The sequence below is a fragment of the Luteolibacter sp. LG18 genome, assembly GCF_036322585.1.
Classification (GTDB): domain Bacteria; phylum Verrucomicrobiota; class Verrucomicrobiia; order Verrucomicrobiales; family Akkermansiaceae; genus Luteolibacter.
In genome coordinates this window covers 2,823,269-2,841,661 of sequence record NZ_AP024600.1, presented here as the reverse complement: position 1 = coordinate 2,841,661, position 18,393 = coordinate 2,823,269, and the positions used below count along the sequence as shown (strand labels likewise).

The following is an 18,393-nucleotide window of genomic DNA, read 5'->3' as shown; positions in this document are numbered from 1 at the left end:
GTGCTCGGCGGCTTCCCATACTGGCTCGTCCTCGGACTCGGCACCCTGTGGGCGTCGTTCGTCCCGGCGCGCTGGCGCGAAACGGGCCTGGCCCTGTTGGCGTTCGCGCTGGTGGTGAATCACGATCCGGTCGCCGCCGGAATCTATCTGGCCGCCACCCTCGCGGTGTGGACGCTGGTGCGGCGTGGAGGTGGCTATCTCACCGCTGCCCTCACCATCACCGCGCTCGCCGCGGGCCTCCTCGCCAGCAAGATCGCCGAGCAATACGGCAATGGCTCCTGGGCCTCTCCGCTGGGGATCAGCTACCTGGTGTTCCGCCTGATCCAGGTGGTGGTCGATGCCCGCCGCAAAGCCTGGCAACGCTCGCCGGAGCTGATGGAGTTCCTCCACTTCCTGTTCACCCCCGCCCTCTTCGTGGCCGGACCGCTGGAGCGCTGGGGGCATTGGGAAACACCGGCTGAAGGCGCCTCCGGCACCCGCATTGCCACCGGGATCTGGCGGATCGTCATCGGCCTGCTGAAAAAGATCTACGTGGCGGACCTCATTCTCCCCGCCATCGCCAATCATACCGGCTGGACCGTTCCCGAGGCCATGGGGGCCCATCCCGGTGCCGCCGCGGTGTGGCAATCCTGCGCCTATTCCTACCTGAAGATCTACGCCGAGTTCAGCGGCTACTCGGACATCGCCGTGGGTGCTGCCCTGCTGTGGGGACGGCGGCCGATGGAGAACTTCAACTGGCCCGTCATCGCCTCGACCCCCGCCGACTTCTGGCGGCGCTGGCACATCTCGATCGCCCAGTGGTGCTCCAGTTGCGTCTACCTGCCGGTGATGGGCCTGATGCGCAGCGTGTGGATCCCGATGCTCGCGAGCTTCATCGTCATGGGTCTCTGGCATGGCCTCGGCTGGAACCGCGTCGCCTGGGCCTGCTGGCAGGTGGCCGGCCTGCTGGTGTTCATCACCTGGCAAAAACGCCTCGGCCGACCCAAGCCGGGCACCTGGCGCACCGGCCGCGGCTGGAAACTCGCCAGCATCGCCTTCACGCAGACTTTCGTCGTCGCCAGCTACGTGTTCATGCTGCATGGCGAAACCGTCCCGGTGCGCGATTCGCTGGGCCTGCTCCTCCGCATGTTCGGATGGCCGCCATGAACGCCACCTTCCACGTGATCGACCCGACCGGCACCCGCCGGTTCGATGCCGCGGAATGGGCCGCTCAGGTCTCCAGCCTCCGCGCGACGTTACTTGAAAAGGGTGTGGCTCCCGGCGACCGCGTGCTCGCTTGGCTGCCGCGTGGCTGGGAGGAGGCCGCCCTCTGCCAGGCCATCTGGGACCTTGGGGCCGTCTGGGTCAGCGTGCCCCGCCGGTTGGCCGCACCCCAGGTGAGGGAAATGCTCGCCGACGCCTCCCCAACCCTCTCGATCTGCGGCCCACGGGATCGATCCCGTCTCGGCGATGGCCCGTGGATCGAGTGGCCTGAACTTCTTTCCTCCCCACCTGCCGGGGAACCGGATCATTCCCACCCCGACCTCGCCGCCCTGTGCTACACCTCCGGTTCCACCGGTCGACCGAAAGGCGTGATGGTGTCCCACGCCAATCTGGATGGGGCCGTCCAGCGCATCGAAGCCTATCTACGCCACACACCGTATGATCGCCTGCTGTCGCTGATGCCGCTCAGCTCCCCCTGGGGCCTCCTTCAGTGGCGGATGGCCCTCCAAGCGGGAGCCGGGATCGTGCTGCCGCCCGTCGTGGCCATGGCCTCGGAACTGGTGAAAACCCTCCGCGCCGCCGAGGTCACCGGCTTGGCCGCCCTGCCGCCCACCTGGGTCGCGCTCGTCGATTACCTCGACTCCCGCCAGGAAACCCTCCCCGGACTACGCTACATCACCACCTCCGGCGGCGCGCTGCCGCGGCGGGTGCTCGACCGTTTCCACGCCGTGTTTCCCCATGCGGAAGTGTGGATGACCTACGGCCTCACCGAAGCCTTCCGAACCACCGTCCTCCCCGCTTCCGACTTCGACCGGCTCAAGGGCTCCCTCGGCAAACCCTGTCCCGGCGTCCGCATCGAAATCCTCCAGCCCGATGGCACCTCCGCGGAAACCGACGAACCCGGCGAACTCGTTCACCTCGGCGACTGCGTCACCCACGGCTACTGGCAGCAACCGGAACTCACCCGTGAGGTCTTCGCCATCCGTCCGGGCCATGAAGCCTTTCTCGGAAATGGCCCCGTCCACTACAGCGGCGACCTCGTCCGGCGCGATGCAGAGGGCTACCTGTGGTTCGAAGGGCGCACCGACGATCTGATCAAGACCGGCGGCTACCGCACCAGCGCCAGCGTCATCGAGGAAGCCCTGCTCGCAGTGCCCGGCGTCGTCCACGCGGTGGTCGGCGGCGTGCCGGACGAGGGACTCGGACAGCAGATTGTCGCGGCCATCGAAACCGAGTCCGGCGACGACGGACTACTCGATGCCGCCCGCTCATCGCTGCGCCGCGCATTGGCCAGCCACCAGCAACCGCATGTCCTCCGCGTATGGCCGGAAAAGATGCCATTGAACCCGAATGGGAAGCTCGATCGCGCACGTATCCTCGATTGGCTCGCGCACGGCTGACCTGACTTTTTGCCTTGTTCCACTCTTCCCGCCTTCACCTAACTTCCGACATGTCCACCTCTCACCCCAGTCCGGAAAGCATCCGGGACCTCATCGCGGACAAGTTCGATCTCCCACCCGCGGAACTCGGCGACGACACCGCCATGTTCTCCAGCGGACTCCTCGACTCCTTCCACCTCGTGGAACTCATCGCCGTGCTCGAAAAGGTCTCCGGACGCCGCATCAAGCCCGGTGACATCAACCTCGAGAACCTCGACACGCCCCAGCGCATCGCCGGGTTCCTCGGCGGCCCGTCCCTCTAACAGCCCCACAGCCATGGAACGCCTCCACGCACTGCCGCTCCAGATCACGCCGGACGCGGAGACCGGCGGCAATCCAGCGGCCCTCACCGCTTGGGTGATCGCGAACCAAGACGCGGTCCGCGAGCTCCGGCTCCGCCATGGCGCGCTGCTGTTCCGCGGATTCGGCTTCGAGGCGCTGCAGGATTTCCAGGATTTCGTCGCGGCCTTCACCACCCTGCGAACCTACCAGGGCGGAGCCTCCCAGCGCAGCAAGGTCGAGGGCATGGTCTACACCTCCACGGACATGGCCGCGCACTACGAGATTTCCCAGCACCACGAGAGCGCCTACACGCCCGCGATGCCCGCCATCGTCGGCTTCCTCTGTGGCCAACCGTCTGAAACCGGCGGCCAGACCCCGCTGGCGGATGCCCGCCGGGTGACCGCCCGTTTGCCAGAAGAACTCAAGGCCCGCTTCCTCGAAAAAGGCCTGCTCTACCTCAACAACCTGCCCGATGGCTTCGGCTTCGGGAAGAGCTGGCAGGCCCAGTTTCAGAGCGAAAGACGCGAGGAGGTAGAGACCCAGCTCCGAGACAGCGGCTACGAGTGGACATGGAAACCCGAAGGCGGCCTGCGCACCGCCCTCCGCTGCGAGGCCCTCCTCCCTCACCCCGAAACCGGCGAACGTCTGTGGGTCAACCAAGCCGACCATTGGCATCCCTCGGGCCTCCGCGGCGAGGTCCGTTCGAAGCTCGAACGGGTGCTGGCGGTCGAGGATTTCCCGATGAACGTCACCTTCGGCGATGGCACCCCGATCGACGAAGCCGAACTCGAACTGGTCCGCGCCATCGTCCGCGAGGAGATGACCGAGTTCCCCTGGCAGAAAGGCGATGTCCTGATCTGCGACAACTTCCTCGTGTCCCACGGCCGCCGCAGCTACACCGGCGAACGGAAGGTCTACGTGGCCCTCGGTTGACCCAGCGGCACGGCGTGCAAAAGGCACATCGGAAGCCACCCTAACAGTTCACGTTTTCTTTGGACAGCCGGATTGTCAGGCCTTACCCCTTGCGTGCTCCTCCCGTTACGCATTTGAGAAAAGCCATGAAACTTCACAAACTGTTGACGGTGAGCGTCGCCCTGGGGGTGAGCGCGTTCTCCGGGATCGCGCAGGCGGCTCCGAAAGGTCCCAAGCCACCCAAGCCCACGAAGGAGCAAAAGCAGCAGGCCGCCTTCGAAAAGGCGGATGCCAATGACGACGGCTTCCTCGACATCTTCGAGTTCGCCTCGACCCAAGGCCCGGGCACCCCGCTGGTGGAAGTCCGCGCCCGTTTCCTCCCGATCGATACCGCCGGGGCCTTCGAGCCGGTCTATCAGACCGACCCGAATACCGGTGAGCCGGTGCTCGATCCCAACACCGGCGAGCCCGTCATCGCCACCGATCCGAACACCGGCGAACCGCTCAAGGGCGACCCGATTCCGGACGGCCTGATCTCGCTCGACGAATGGAACGCCTATCAGGCACTCGGCAAGAAGACCAAGGACCACACGCTGTCCCGCTTCGAACTGGCGGACTTCGATGGCGACGGTGTCCTGAGCCCCGAGGAGTTCGGCTACCTCGTCTCGCCGAAGGTGAAATTCACCAACGTCCTCCGCGGCTTCGAGAAGAAGGACCTGGATGACGACGGCTTCCTCACCGAGGACGAATACAACGGCGTCAAGACCGGCGCCTGAGTTCCGCGACAAACTCTTTCCCACGGGTGGCATGTCTGACATGCCACCCGTTTTGTTTTCCATCACTTCGCCGCGGTCCGCTTCGCGAAGATCACGCCGGACGATTTCACCGGGTCCTCGGTGGCGATCTCCGCCTCGATCTCCAGCCCCTCGGCCTGGGTCACATCCGGGAACACCAGCGTCCAGACGTTGTCAGATTGCCCGGCCCCGGTGCGGCCCTCGTGCGGATCGGAGGAAACCACCTTGCCGTTCTGATAGAGAGTAACGCTGCGGACGCGGGTGGCCTCGGAGCCATTCGATTGGAAGATCACGCCGAACTTGCCGGAGTCCGAGAACTTGCCCTCCACCGACCAGCGGACCTTCTTCCACTCCTTCGCCAGCTTGCCACCGCTCCAATCGCCAAGCGCGAAGGCATCCTCGGGAATGGCCGGCCGGACCGGTCCTTTCGCGGCACGCGGAACCAGCGCCGCGTACTTCGCGATCAGCTCGCGGCTGATGGCGAACGAATCGCCTTCGGTTTCCGCGGTGAAGGTGCCCAGGCATTGGTCAGCCCACTGCCATTCCCATTCGGCAAGCTCCTTGAAGAACGGATGGTTGTCCGGACCCGGGCGGCCGTAAACCTTGAGCAAGGTCTTGTCATCGAGGCGCTGTTCCTTGGGCTTCCCGATCTCGGACTGGAGGAAGACGAGATACTTTTCCCAGCGCTTCAGGTAAAACGAGCCGAGCAGGCCGTGCCACTGGCGGTTCGAGTAATCGAAGTTCACCTGGGCCTGGCGGTTCGGCCCCCACAGGGTCACCAGCAGGCGCGCGGCGCGCTCGTGGAGCTTCTTCTCCGCGGCGTCCTTGCCCCAGCGGCGGGCCGTGGTCAGCCAAGTGCCGAGGCGGAACTCCAGGCGCGTGCCGAGCAGGCGGTCGAGGTCCCGGCCGAGATCGAGGAACTGCTTGCTGGACTTGTCGAAAGCGGCGCGATCACCGGCCTCGTAGGCAGTGAGAATGTTCTTCCGCAGCGTCACCGAAAGATCGGCGAGCGCCTGGCGCCCCCAGTCGACGAGGTCGTAGCGGTAGGTGTCCACCGTGCCGAGCCGCTGGCCATCGCTGGCGAGCAGGGCCCACGCGTCCCACAGTTTTTCCAGCGCGTAGCTGCGCGAGAACGAACCGGCGGAAGGCGAGCTGGCCTTGCCATTGAGCGTCGGCCGCGCGCACAGCGGGCTTTCCCCGGACTGGTAGGATGCGCTGCTGCCGGGAGCGTAGACGTGGTCCCAGGTGGAGACCCATGCCTCGATGGCCGGCCCTTCCTCAACCCCGAAACGGGACACCGCCCACTCGCGCAGCCAGCCCTTCGCGTCTTCACCGGCACCGGGCGTGCGGAAGGTGCCTTCCAGCGCGGCCATGTAGATCGGTGAGTTCGCGCGGCTGCCCTCGCAGAACACCCCGAGGCCCTGCACGTTCTTCAAATCGTCGCGGGTGGCATGGCGGTCGAACTCCAGCGACTTCTTGAGATTGCCGCCAAGATACACCCGGCCGCCGAAGTTGTGGATCACCCCGGACACGAAGGCCCGGCCCCAGTAATCCTTTCGGCGGCCATCGAGGTCCAGCAGCAGCAAGCGATCCTCGGGAATCGCCTTCACCACCGGCTCGTAGAGCGTCCACGTCTGCATTGCGATCTTCGCCTTCGGGTCGGCTTTCATCAGCGCGTCGATGAGCATCTTGCCCACCGCGCCGAGATATTCCGGATCGTTCGAGGGTGGCTTGCTCTCATGGAAGACATCGCAGGCGTACCAATGCGCCTCGCCGAACAACCGCTGCTGTTCCTCCACGAACATCGAGGCGAGCCGTGCATAAAGCGGATCGGTGGGATCGAGCTGGGCAGTCCCCTGCGGGAACCCGAACCACGGTTTCTTCTGGAGGATCTTCGCGTCCGGTTTCAGCTCGCGGAGCGCAAGCGGCACGTAGCCGGTGAAGCCCGGCGCGATCGGCGTCATGCCGAGCTCGCGCATGCGGTCCTGGATCCGGCGGCCAAGCGCCTGGTGGCTCTCCAGCCACGACACCGGCATGGGCCCGCCCCAGCTTTCGATGTTCGCCATGAACTGCCACGGCAGGAAACACGGACCGCACAGGAACGAGCGGATCGCCAGGTCGCTCATGCCCAACTTCGTGAACACCGAGCGCCACACGCATTCGTGCCCGACCATCGCCAGTGGCATGTTCACTCCCATCAGCGCCAGAAAATCGATCTCCCGCTCCCACTCGGCCCAATCCCACCACGCCATGGTGTAGCCGAAGGTGCAGAAATTGTAGGCCACGCGGTGTTTCAGCGCGGCCTTTCCGGAACGGGGCGTCTCCGGCAGCGGCAGGGTCGCGGGCAGAATCAGGTTCTCGCCGGTCCACGAAAGCTGCCGCTTCGCGTCATGGCGGAGCCAGTCATTGAGCGCCGCGCCGATGGCGATCGGCGAGCTGCCGCGCAGCACCAGCGTGCCCCCATCGCGGTCGATCGTGTAGGTATCGACCTCGGCCTCGATCTTCTCGCAGCGGATCTTCGCCGCGGCGGCCCCGAGGAGGCGCTTCACCAGCGCGTCCGCCGCGGGAAACGGAGTCCCGGTGGCGGCGGCATGGGCCGTGGGGGCAAAGGCGGCCGCCGCGGTGGCGGCGAGGAGTTTCTGGAACTGGCGGCGATTCATGGAACGACGGAATGGAGGCAAAAAAGACGCAGACTCCGGAATGTGCCACGAAGGCACCGAACCTGACCGGAAATTTTCGCATTCAGCCGCAAGAAGAGAAATTCAACCACAGATGGACACGGATCAACGCGGATGGAAGATGGGATGACATGGCAAATCATGCGCTTTCGCATTCATCTTCTTCACTCTCATCTGCGTCCATTCACGTCCATCTGCGGTTGAATTCCTGATCCCTGCCTATTCTCAAACTTGAAGCACCGCCCCGGTATCCGCGCTGGTGACCAGTTTCGCGTAGCGGGCGAGGTAACCACTGCGGATTTTCGGCTCGGGTGGAGTCCACTTGGTCCGACGTTCGGCCAACGTTTCCGCGGAAACGTGCAGGTGGATCGACCGATTCGGAATGTCGATCTCGATAAGATCCCCCGATTCCACCAAAGCGATCGGACCACCGGCGGCCGCCTCCGGGGAAATGTGTCCGATGGCGGCACCGCGGGTGGCACCCGAGAAACGCCCGTCGGTGATGAGCGTCACGGACTCCCCGAGACCGCGGCCAGCGATGGCCGAGGTAGGCGCGAGCATTTCCGGCATGCCGGGACCGCCCTTCGGCCCCTCGTGGCGGATCACCACCACGTCACCGGCCTTGACCCGGCCGGTGAGGATGCCGGTGGAGGCTTCCTGCTCGGACTCGAAGATCACCGCGGGGCCGGCGAAGGTCATCATGGTGGGACTCACCCCGGCCGTCTTCACCACGCAGCCATCGGGCGCGAGATTGCCGTGCAGCACGGCCAGTCCACCTTGCGGAGAATAAGCCTTGTCGAGTGGACGGATCACGTCGCAGTCCATCACCTCCGCCACCGAGATCGTTTCTCCGAGCGTAAGCCCGCTCACGGTGAACGCGTCCAGGTCGAGGAGGCCCGGAATCTCCGCCAGTGTTCGGAGGATCGCGGAAATACCACCGGCCCGGTCGATATCCTCCATGTAGTGTTTCCCGGAGGGCGCGACCTTGCAGAGGTGCGGCACCCGCGCCGCCATCTCGTTGAAATCGCGCATGCTCAGCGGGATTCCTGCTTCGTGTGCCACGGCGATGGTGTGCAGCACGGTGTTCGACGATCCGCCCATCGCCATGTCCAGCGCCAGGGCATTGGCAAACGCGCCGCGGGTGAGGATGTCCGCGGGTTTCACGTCATCCCGCACCAGACGCACGATGGTCCTCCCCGCCCTCTCGAAAAGCGCGTCGCGCGCAGGATCAGTGGCGAGGATCGAGCCATTGCCCGGCAGGGCGAGTCCCAATGCCTCGCACAGGCAGTTCATCGAATTCGCGGTGAACATGCCCGAGCACGAACCGCAGGTCGGGCAGGCATGGCGTTCGATTTCGCCGAGCTGGTCTTCCGTGATCGACTGCGTCGAAAGCCGCCCCACGGCCTCGAACACCGAGGCCAGGTCCAACGATTCCCCGGTGGTGGGATTCCGGCCGGAACGCATCGGCCCGCCGGACACGAACACGGTGGGGATGTTCACCCGCGCCGCGCCCATCATCATGCCGGGCACGATCTTGTCGCAGTTCGGGATGCACACCACGCCATCGAAACAATGGGCACGGAGCATGGTCTCGATGCTGTCCGCGATGATCTCCCGCGAAGCCAGGGAGTAACGCATGCCGCCGTGGCCCATCGCGATCCCGTCGTCCACGCCGATGCAGTTGAACTCGAAGGGCACCCCGCCCGCGGCGCGCACCGCCTCGCGGACCTTGCGCCCCACCACGTCGAGATGGGCGTGGCCGGGGATGACCTGGACGAAGGAATTCGCGATGGCGATGAAGGGCTTTTCCCAATCGCTTTCCGACCGGATCGCTCCGGTGGCTCGGAAGAGGCTGCGGTGGGGCGCGCGGATCGCTCCTTTTTTAACGGTGTCGCTGAGAGCCATGGTCGGAAGGTGCGAAAAGATCGCTCATATTGGAATGACTTGATTGGTCGCACCATGATACCAATTCGGTATGGATTACTCGTTCCGGGAACTGGAATGCTTCCTCGCCGTGGCCGAGGAACTGTCGTTCACGCGCGCGGCCCGGCGGCTGAACCTCGCCCAGCCGCCGCTCTCCCGGCACGTCCGCATCCTGGAGGAAAAACTCGGCGCGGCCCTCTTCGAGCGCGGACCGCGCGGGGTCTCGCTCACCCCGGCTGGGCACCTGTTCTACGAGGAAACCCGGACCATCCCCCGCCGTCTCGCACGGGCGGGCGACGCGGTGAAGCGGAACGCCGCCGGTGAAACCGCGCGGCTACGACTGGGCTTCGTCAGCGCGGTGATGAACGATAACCTCGTGGAAATCCTGCGACGCTTCCGCACCGGTCGTCCGCAGGTCCAGATCCTCCTCCACGATGCGCCGCCGCATGACCTGTTGAAGGCGATCGCCGAGGGTCGGCTGGATGGCGGCTTCGTGGGCATCGAAGCACCACCGGATGCGGCCGGAATCGAAGTCACGCCATGGCATCGGGAACCGCTATACTGCTTCGTGGCCGCGGATCATCCGCTCGCCACGCGGAAGCAGGTCGCGATGAAAGAGCTCTCCAAGGAACCATTCGTCGCCGTGGCGCACGACGCCGCACCCGCGTTCGCCACCCTGGTGAACCGATTGTGCGGGGATGCAGGCTTCCGGCCGCGGATCATCCTCGAATCCTCCCGCGCCCAGGCGGTGGCGGTGATGGTGGCCGCAGGCTCGGGCATCGCCATTCTCCCCGCCGCCCTGGAGAAGCTCGCAGGAAGCGCGGTGGCGGCGATCCCCTTGAAGGGCCAGCCGAAGATCACCCACGTCTTCGCCCGCCGCACGGGCAAAGCCCAGGGCCCACTGGCCGATTTACTGAAGATCCTGAAGGGCTGAGAAATCACGCCCGTGATGGCGGCCACTGGGGAAATCCCCCGCGGCCGCCATCCGGTCGTTCATTGCATTCATTACCCAGGAAACCTCGTCATGGCACCGCGAGGCGCACGAAGAGCTTGCCGTTCACCGCCTTCGACAACGGGATCATGGTGGTCACCTGGTTGAGGCCCGCGCCATAGTAGTCGGGCGTTTCCAGGACGAAGACCCCGTCCACGCCGTTGGCGGCATTCGTCCAGCCGCTGAGGGTCGAACCGTATTGCACCACGGGAGTAAACAGCGGGGTCGAATCCGCGCGACGGCGATAGGTGAAATACAGCGCCGTTTCGTCACGCGTGGTCTCCGGCAGGCTGGCCTGCGAAGCCGCACCGGGATTGGCAGGATTCGGTTCGCTGCCGAAAATGAACTCGAGCACGTTCTTGATCCCGTCATGATCCGGATCGGCGTCACGGGTGGCATCCGCTCCGCTCAATCCCCTGGCACTGGCCCACGTCGTGAAGGCATTTGGCACGCCCACGGTGAGGGTGACCGCGCCGCCGTCGTTGTAGCGGAGGATGAAGGGATTCGAACCGACCGTGACCGCCCCGCCGTCCGGCAATCCGGCGAAGGTGCCGCTGAGCGTGCCGGTGTAGGTGATGAGCGTGAACTTGGTGCCATCCGCGAGACTGGCAGGCGCGCCGGCGACATCGGTGAGCGAAAGCGGTCCGCCACCGAGCGTGACGTTGCCGGTGACCTGCACGGCATCGGCCGTGGCGCTGGCGCTGTTCAGCTCCACCACGGCAATGGAGGTGGCGTCCAGCGTCAGCGCTCCGGTCTTGAGCGTGCCGATGCCCGCCCCCGGAGCCAGGGTGCCGGAAACCGTGGTGGCACCGGTGATGGTGCCCGTCCCGCCAAGGATAGCTCCGGCGGCCACGGTAACCGCGCCGCTGCCAGTCGCGCTGCCAGTGGTGTTTGCCACCACCAGGGTGCCGGCATTGACGGTCACACCACCCGCGAAGGTGCTCGCACCGGATAGCGACAGCAGACCCGCGCCGGTCTTGGTGATCGACTTGTTGCCGCTGCCCGCGCCGCTGTTCTGCGAGATCGGGCCGGTGATGGCCAGATCCACCGCGGCGGCACCATCCTCCACCTCGGCGGTGATGTTCGCGATGGTCATGTCCACGCGATTGTTGATGGTGGAAGTGGCCGCGGCGGCCACGGAATGGAGGGTCAGCACGCTGCCCGACGCACGCAGATAATCGTTGGTGGCGGTGGGGGCATTCACCGTGGAGGCGGTGAGATTGATGGTCTTGAGATATTCGCTGCCCGCGATGTTCAATATCGCACCGCCATCGAGATTGATGACGCGGTTGTTGACGGCCGTGTTGTTTCCATCGATGCAGAAGGCGATGGTGGTGGTGACGGTGGCTCCGGCATGGATCGTGAGCGGACCGGTGCCGATGGTGGTGGTGCTGTTCGGGATGCCCGCGTTGGTGGTGAGGCGCAGCGTTCCCGCGTTCACGGTGGTGCCGCCGCTGAAGCTACTCAGAGCGGCGAGCGTGTGGACATTGGCGCCGTTCTTCACCACGGCCCCGGTGCCGGAGATCACCTGGGCGGAGCTGAAGGCCACGTCATCGCTGCGGTTGAAGGCCAGCGTTCCCTGGTTCGCGATCGGACCGCTGCCAAGCGTGCCAGCGGTGCCGCCCGCGCCGATCTGAAGCGTGCCAGCGGTGAGGACGGTGGACGCATTCCCATTCGTGCCGGTGAGGATCAGGGTGTCTCCGGGGCTGTTGAACACCAGCGCACCGCTGATCGCACCGCCCCAGGTACCGCTGCCAGAGAGAGAGCCTCCCGCACCGGTCAGGGCATTTTGAATGGTCAATCCGCCGATCGCGAGCGTGCCGCCATTCAGCGTGACCGCTCCGCTGCCGAGCGCCGCGGCATTCGCGAGGGCGAGCGTCCCGGCATTGAGGAACGTGCCGCCGCTGTAAGCGTTCGCATTGGAGATGGTGAGTGTGCCGGAGCCGGACTTCAGCAGCGAGGTGGTGCCGGTGATCGCGAACGCACCGCCGAGCGAGTAGTCATTGCCGGTCGAGTGGTTGAACGTCACCGAAGTCGGAGCGACATCTTCCGCGGAGAGATTCACCACCTTGTTCGCCGCCGTGTCATCGAACAGCACGACGTCGCCGCTGATGAAATCGGTCGCCGTCGCCCCCAGGGGCAACATCCAGTTTCCAGCCGCTCCGGTGGCACCGGTTTTCCAGACACTGCTGTCGGTGCCGGTCCAGCGCGGCGTCTCGCCGGTGACGACATAGTCGAGCGAGTCCACGTTGTTCACCAGCGCGCCGGTCTGGCGGGCGCTCAGCGAGGTGGCGGAAACGGTGAAGGCCGCGAAATCCGCGGACGCAAGCGCGCCGCCACCATGGTGGATGAGGTGATAGGTTCCCTCCCCGCCAATGCTGGCACCGGACAGGTCGATGGCCACCGAACCCGCGGCCCCGGCGGCGGACAAAGCACCCGTGCCGAGGTTCACTGCGGACGAGGAGGTACTGATGGCACCGTAGGAAAGAGTGCCATTCCCCGCGAAAGCCAAACCGCCCAGCGTAAGCACACCGGTGGTGGAAACCTTGCCGCCGGACGCGACGGCGGCCGTGCCGGTGATGGTGCCCGTGCCGCCCAGCGTGGCTCCGGACGCCACCGTGACCGAGGCGCTGGCGACCGAGCCATTGACCATCAAGGCCCCCTGGTTCACCGCCGTGGCACCGGTGTAGGTGTTCGCACCGGAGAGGGTCGTGGTGCCGGTGCCGGACTGGGTGACACTACCGGTGCCGGAGATCGCATTGGCCACCGCGATCGCGTCCGGCCGGTTGAACACCAGCGCGGCATTGTTCGTGACGGCCCCGGAACCCAGGCGGCCCGCGGCGGTGCCATCGCCGATCTGGAGCGTGCCGGCGGAAATGGTGGTGGCACCGGTCCACACGGTGGTGCCCGTGAGGGTCGTGGTGCCCGTGCCCACCTGGATCACGGTGCCCGCGCCGCTGATGTTGTTCGCGACGGTGATGGCATCGCTGCGGTTGAAGCGGAAGGTGCCCGCGTTCGCCACGGTGGCGGAGGAAAGAATGCTGCCCGCGGTGCCACCGGAGCCGATGTTGAGCGTGGTGCCGCTGGAGACGGTGTAGGCCGTGCTCTGGTTGGTGCCGGTGATCGTGGTGGTGCCGGTGCCGATGGTCGTCGCGCCGGTGTAGGTGTTGTTTCCGGAAAGGGTGAAGGTGCCGCCCGCGTTGCTGCCGAAGTTCAGCGCGGACGAACCCGCAATCACGCCGGAGATCGTGCCGCTGCCACCGGTGATGGCCGCCGAGGCGGTGGTGGTGATCGTACCGGAGAGGATCGTGTTCGTGCCGAGGCGGATGGCCCCGCGGGTGGTCGAACCATCGCCGCTCCAGGTGTTTCCGGCGATGTCGATGTTGTTGGTGAAGCCGGAGCCGGTGGTGAAACCGCTGCCCCCGAAGTAAAGCTGGCCGCCGGACGCCACAGTCACCTTGCCGGTGCCGGCGGTGGTCGTGGTGTTGTTCAGGTTCAGGCGCACGCCCGCGCCGATGGAGGTGGCGCCGGTATAGTCGTTCGCCCCGGTGAACTGGATGTTGCGGGCGGTGCCGGAGGTGGAGGAAAGGTCCAGAGCGCCGCTGCCGCTGATCTTGCCGCTGATGGCCAGGGCGACGGTGGTGCTGGAGCCCGCGTTGAGGACGATGGAGTTCATCGCGCCATCCAAGGTGAACGCCCCGGAGGCGGTGGTTGCCGTGCTGGTGCCGTTGTTCGCCTGGAGGGTGCCGCCGTTCAGACGGATCGCCTTCGCGTAGGTGCCGGAGAGTGGAAGCTGCACCGTGGCTCCCGATTGGATGGACGCCTGGTTCGCCGCACCGGCCGCCCCGAGCGCCGAAAGGTGGTTCGCCACCACCGTGCCGCCACCGATTGAAACCGCGCCGGTCACCGTGTTCGAGCCCCCGAGCGTGAGCGAGCCGGTGCCGGATTTAGTGAAACCGCCGCTGCCCGCGAGCACGGAATTCACCGTGGCGTTCAAGGAGCCGGTGTTGATCACCGGGCTGCCTGCGAGCGTGAGCGTGCCACTGGCGATGGTGTAACCGGTGGTGCTGAACGTCAGCCCGCCTGCTGTGGCGGTGGTGAGCGTGACCGTGCCCGCGGCACCACCGAGGACCGCCGTGTCATTGTTGGCATTGATCCACGCGACATTGGTGACACCGCCGTCCGTGGTCCAATTGCCCGTGGCCGTGTCCCACGTGCCCGCACCACCGGTCACCGCGCTGTCCCCCGCCCCGACCGTGCCGGGCGAAATATCCCAAGTGACATCCGCCGCCCGCAACAGGCCGCACAGCGAAACCGACAGCAAACAACCGGTGAAAAGAGCTTTCTTCTTCATGGATCGGGGGTTTTGGAAACAGGCGGCACGATGCGCCTCGGTGGGGAGTGCCACCGCGCTTCAAAACCTGACCAAGAAAAACGAAGATTCCCGCGGAACGTGATTGGGCCTGATCCGAGAGCGAATGTAGTCGAAAGCTCCGCTTTCGAATCGTCTCCGCCAGCTCCAGTTGGCGGAAGTTGGGAGGCCAAACGACGTCCCCCAGAGGGAAAGCTGGAGCTTCCCCCTACATCCTGAAAGCGGAGCTTTCAGCTACATCGCCTCACGGATCCTTCACCCGCACCGCGTTGTCGTAGGGGCGGTTCACGAAGATGAGCGTGTCCTTGTTCCGCAGGGCGTGGGTTTCCACGTAGCTCCCCTCCGGCACATCCTGATAGAGGATGCCGTCCTTCACGTGCCAGTGGCCGTTGACGAAGTTCTCCGTGGCGAGGCGGCCGCCCTTGTAGAAACGCATCGTCCCGTCCGGCAGGAACTGGCGCTTGTGCTCCAGGCCACCGTAGAAGTAGCGCCAGGTCCCGATGAAATCCGCCTCGGTGGCAGTGGTGATGAGACCTTCCTCGAACTGGACGATGCCGGTGGCATTCGAGCCTCCCCTGAGTGGCTGAAGGGTGGCCCGCAGCGTCCAGCGCCCGGGCTCATACCGGTCGCCCGTCACCGGCAGGGTGAACAGGTTGTCATCCACCATGGAGGCCCGGCGGCCGGTGGCTCCGGTGCGGGGATCGCGGCAGACGACCACTCCATTGCGGAGCAGCATGACGTCCTTCACCGACACGTCGGCAGGTCCCTGCATCCATTTGAACACCGGCCGGTAGGTGCCGGACTTCCAGATGAGGTGCGTCACATCGAACTCCACCTGCCTCGGCACGGCGGACTTCAGTTCCCAGCGGAAATCGCGCGCGGGCATGCGGCGCACGAACTTCTCCCGGTCCAGCGGGATCGAGCTAACGGATTCTTCCGCGGTGTCGTCGTGCATCAGCGCCTGGTTCACCTGCAGCAGGCGCACGTCCTGGCCGGGAACATGGAGCTGCACCTTGCCATCGAAGACGCCGAGCTCGGTCTTGCCATCCGGATGGACGTCCATCGCGAACTCCGTGCCGAGATCCACGACACGGCCCTTCGCGTAATCCACGTGGAATCCCTCCGCGCCGCGCGGGACGTAGGCCACCAGCTTGCCAACCGTGAGACTGCCAGCCGTATCGTTCACGATCGAATAATCGACCGGTCCCTCCAGCGTGACCCGCACGCCGGAGCCATACGTCAGCTCGACGAGCCCGGTGCGGATGGACAACCGCCGCGTTTTGCCCTGGGAACCGAGCAGGTCCGGCTCGTGCCCCTCCGACCACTCCACGCCCATCAGGCCGGTGATGCGGGCAGGCAGCCCGTCCGCAGGCACGGTGGCGACGGGTTTCTCCATGACCTCCGGCCGGCGGCTGAGGAAGCCGAGTGCGAAGAACAACGCCGCGGCCGCCGCTCCGAGCGCCACCTTCACTGGGAAAGCGATCACGTTGCGCGGCTTCTTCTCCACGCCGGTGATGCCATCCAGCGCCTCGGCCATCATCGCCTCGTGGGTGACCATCTCCGAGTAATAGCGGAGGGCGTCCTCATCGTGCATGAGGTCCTCGAGACGGCTGGTGTCGACTTTGCTCATCTCGCGCTCGTCGAGCAACTGATCGACAAGCTGGCGGAGCTCGGGGGATGGCGGCTTCATGGCAGGGAAAGTTTCGATTCGATGCAGTGGCGCAGCCGCAGCCGCAGGCGCGAGATGGCCTTCTGGACGCGGTTCGGGTTTTCGGCGCGGTCCTGCGCGTCGGCGGTGAGCGAACCACGGTCCACATACTTCAGGCGCAGGAGACGGATCTCCTCGGCGTCCAATTGGGAAAGGCACCGGCGCAGCGCCTCCATGCGCGGCTCGGCCTCCTCCAGGATCTCCTCCATCGCGCCGGAGATGCGGTGCAGGCTGTCCTCGGAGAAACAGACCACCCGCTCCTCCCGCATCCGGTCACGGCGGTGGCCCATGGCCTTGAACCACGCCACCTTGAAGGCCCACGCCCGGAGGTTCGTGTCCTCACGGTATTCCTCGCGGCGCTCCCACAGGAAGATCATGGTTTCCTGCACCACGTCATCGCAGGCCGCCCTGTGCGGCAGAATCGAGAGCACGTAGCCGCGCAGGGAGATGCGGAGGGCGGCAATCCTGTGCGCCAGCTCCGCCTCGTCCCTGGGCAGGCCCTGGGGCTCGACCGGATCGGGGTTCACTATGGGGATGTTCCCCGAATCCCGGGAAGCTGACCAGAAATTAGCGGAAAGCACGCGCCGCACTCCGACATCTTCCCGGCTTCCCCACAACCGTACTGGAGTGGAGGGCAGCGCTTTGCCCACTGCGATCGGCAAGAACCTCGCCTCCCACTCCGTTCCCCCCTACTCGAACCGATCCTTTCGCCTCCTTGAAAACGCCCGTCACCGCGCTCCTTGGCCTGCTTTCTAGCCTGTGCCTTTCCGCCTGCCACAGCGGACACCCCGCCACCATCGCGCCCCATGTCCGCCATACCTGGCGGTTTCCGGAATCCGGCGTCACCTTCCACGACGAGTTTTCCCAGGGACGGTTGAACGGGTGCCAACAAACCGGTCCCGATCAATTCCATCTGACGATCTCCCCGGAAAACAAACCGATCAATCCCAGCCCGTGGTATGCCTTCCAGGTCCGGTCGGAGCAACCACGGCAACTCAGGCTCCACCTCGTCCTCACCGCGGATGGATCGGTGCTGCGGCCGCGCCTGAGCACGGACGGGAAAACCTGGCGGCTGATTCCCAAGGAGGATTTCACCGCCAACCGCGCGACCCACGATGCATGGGTCACCCTTCAGACAGGTCCCCGGCCGGTGTGGGTGGCAGCGCAGGAATTGGTCGGCCTCTCCGCCTTGAACGGCTGGATGGACCGCAAGGCCGCACTGCCCTTCGCCCGCGAGGCGCCCATCGGACAATCCATCGAAGGACGGCCGCTGCGGAGCCTCACCTTCAGCGAAACGGACCGGGCCCAGTACGTCTTCATCCTCGGCCGCCAACACCCGCCGGAGGTCACCGGCAGCCTCGCGCTGATGACCTTCGTCGACACCCTCACCGCGGACACCGCCCTGGCCCGCCGCTACCGCGGCCGCTTCAAGACGGTGGTGATCCCACTGGTCAATCCGGACGGCATCGAGCACGGGCACTGGCGTTCCAACCTCGGCGGAGTGGACACCAACCGGGACTGGAAAAAGTTCAGCCAACCGGAAACCCGTGCGGTGAGCGGGGCTCTGGTCCGCCTCGGCAAGGCACCCGGAGCGAAGCCGTGCCTGTTCCTCGACTTCCACTCCACCGGCAAGGACGTGTTCTACTGCCAACCCGATTCCGAGCCCACTTCCCTGCCCGCGTTCACCAGCCGGTGGCTGGCGGACATCCGCGCTCGCTTTCCCGGCTACAAATTCAAGCGCGAGGACGCGCACAACGTCGGCGTGCCGACCTCCAAAGGCTGGGCCCACCAAACCTTCGGCATCCCGGCCATCACCTATGAACTCGGCTATTCGACGGACCGGAAACTGATTCGCCAAGTCAGCCAGGGAGCGGCCGAAAGCATGATGACGCTGCTGCTGGAAGAAAACTCCAAAACCACCCGATGAACCGCCAATCGCGTCGGGCAAGGTTGCTCAACCCACGACCATCCGCAGCCTGAAGCCAACCAACTTGTTGCCCGTCGACAACGGCGATGCCTCGCAGCGGGAGCACCCTACCCCTCACGTGAATGTCCTCATCCCACGCTGGAGGATGCGGCGATGGGACGATA

At 65.6% G+C, this 18,393-nt stretch carries 12 protein-coding genes; 7 read left to right on the top strand and 5 right to left on the bottom strand.

Annotated elements, in window-relative coordinates:
* The 5 genes from llg_RS11765 to llg_RS11745 all read left to right on the top strand — a co-directional run bounded on the left by llg_RS11765 (window position 1) and on the right by llg_RS11745 (window position 4,612).
* A complete protein-coding gene (locus llg_RS11765) occupies window positions 1-1,146 on the top strand; it encodes an MBOAT family O-acyltransferase (RefSeq protein WP_338290139.1) in 1,146 nt (381 codons plus the stop codon).
* On the top strand, window positions 1,143-2,603 hold the full coding sequence (locus tag llg_RS11760; protein WP_338290137.1) for an AMP-binding protein: 1,461 nt from the start codon (window positions 1,143-1,145) through the stop codon (window positions 2,601-2,603). Before llg_RS11765 ends, llg_RS11760 begins: the two co-directional genes overlap by 4 nt.
* 50 nt (window positions 2,604-2,653) lie before the next feature.
* The gene (locus tag llg_RS11755) at window positions 2,654-2,905 is read left to right on the top strand and encodes a phosphopantetheine-binding protein (protein ID WP_338290135.1); all 252 of its coding nucleotides are present in this window, start codon (window positions 2,654-2,656) and stop codon (window positions 2,903-2,905) included.
* A 13-nt stretch (window positions 2,906-2,918) separates the two neighbouring features.
* A complete protein-coding gene (locus llg_RS11750) occupies window positions 2,919-3,857 on the top strand; it encodes a TauD/TfdA family dioxygenase (protein WP_338290134.1) in 939 nt (312 codons plus the stop codon).
* Window positions 3,858-3,982: 125 nt separating this feature from the next.
* A complete protein-coding gene (locus llg_RS11745) occupies window positions 3,983-4,612 on the top strand; it encodes a hypothetical protein (RefSeq protein WP_338290133.1) in 630 nt (209 codons plus the stop codon).
* Window positions 4,613-4,674: 62 nt separating this feature from the next.
* Here llg_RS11745 and llg_RS11740 read toward each other — a convergent pair whose 3' ends face one another.
* Both llg_RS11740 and ilvD read right to left on the bottom strand, forming a co-directional pair.
* Window positions 4,675-7,290 (bottom strand): alpha-N-acetylglucosaminidase, encoded by a 2,616-nt coding sequence (locus llg_RS11740; protein WP_338290132.1) that lies wholly within the window; start codon window positions 7,288-7,290, stop codon window positions 4,675-4,677.
* A 243-nt stretch (window positions 7,291-7,533) separates the two neighbouring features.
* Window positions 7,534-9,213 carry a dihydroxy-acid dehydratase gene (ilvD, locus tag llg_RS11735; protein WP_338290130.1) on the bottom strand — a complete coding sequence of 560 codons (1,680 nt, stop codon included), beginning with the start codon at window positions 9,211-9,213 and terminating at the stop codon, window positions 7,534-7,536.
* 70 nt (window positions 9,214-9,283) lie between these two features.
* Between ilvD and llg_RS11730 the strand changes: the two genes are divergently transcribed.
* Entirely contained in the window at window positions 9,284-10,165 is an 882-nt protein-coding gene (locus tag llg_RS11730) for a LysR substrate-binding domain-containing protein (RefSeq protein ID WP_338290129.1), read from the top strand.
* 88 nt (window positions 10,166-10,253) lie between these two features.
* Here the strand turns inward: llg_RS11730 and llg_RS11725 are convergent, their stop codons facing one another.
* The 3 genes from llg_RS11725 to llg_RS11715 form a co-directional block, all read right to left on the bottom strand.
* Window positions 10,254-14,576: an autotransporter-associated beta strand repeat-containing protein gene (locus tag llg_RS11725; protein ID WP_338290128.1), complete on the bottom strand. Its 4,323-nt coding sequence runs from the start codon at window positions 14,574-14,576 to the stop codon at window positions 10,254-10,256.
* 262 nt (window positions 14,577-14,838) lie between these two features.
* Window positions 14,839-16,284 (bottom strand): hypothetical protein, encoded by a 1,446-nt coding sequence (locus llg_RS11720; protein ID WP_338290126.1) that lies wholly within the window; start codon window positions 16,282-16,284, stop codon window positions 14,839-14,841.
* Entirely contained in the window at window positions 16,281-16,829 is a 549-nt protein-coding gene (locus tag llg_RS11715) for a sigma-70 family RNA polymerase sigma factor (RefSeq protein ID WP_338290124.1), read from the bottom strand. The genes llg_RS11720 and llg_RS11715 overlap by 4 nt, the downstream gene beginning before the upstream one ends.
* Window positions 16,830-17,017: 188 nt before the next feature.
* Here llg_RS11715 and llg_RS11710 point away from each other — a divergent pair, with 188 nt between their 5' ends.
* A complete protein-coding gene (locus llg_RS11710) occupies window positions 17,018-18,229 on the top strand; it encodes a M14 family zinc carboxypeptidase (protein WP_338290123.1) in 1,212 nt (403 codons plus the stop codon).
* The last annotated feature ends 164 nt before the right edge of the window (window positions 18,230-18,393 follow it).

Coding starts and splice junctions, on each gene's coding strand:
- llg_RS11725 (WP_338290128.1), bottom strand. CDS start 14,576: ATGAAGAAGAAAGCTCTTTTCACCGGTTGTTTGCTGTCGGTTTCGCTG.
- llg_RS11755 (WP_338290135.1), top strand. CDS start 2,654: ATGTCCACCTCTCACCCCAGTCCGGAAAGCATCCGGGACCTCATCGCG.
- ilvD (WP_338290130.1), bottom strand. CDS start 9,213: ATGGCTCTCAGCGACACCGTTAAAAAAGGAGCGATCCGCGCGCCCCAC.
- llg_RS11745 (WP_338290133.1), top strand. CDS start 3,983: ATGAAACTTCACAAACTGTTGACGGTGAGCGTCGCCCTGGGGGTGAGC.
- llg_RS11750 (WP_338290134.1), top strand. CDS start 2,919: ATGGAACGCCTCCACGCACTGCCGCTCCAGATCACGCCGGACGCGGAG.
- llg_RS11720 (WP_338290126.1), bottom strand. CDS start 16,284: ATGAAGCCGCCATCCCCCGAGCTCCGCCAGCTTGTCGATCAGTTGCTC.
- llg_RS11740 (WP_338290132.1), bottom strand. CDS start 7,290: ATGAATCGCCGCCAGTTCCAGAAACTCCTCGCCGCCACCGCGGCGGCC.
- llg_RS11730 (WP_338290129.1), top strand. CDS start 9,284: ATGGATTACTCGTTCCGGGAACTGGAATGCTTCCTCGCCGTGGCCGAG.
- llg_RS11760 (WP_338290137.1), top strand. CDS start 1,143: ATGAACGCCACCTTCCACGTGATCGACCCGACCGGCACCCGCCGGTTC.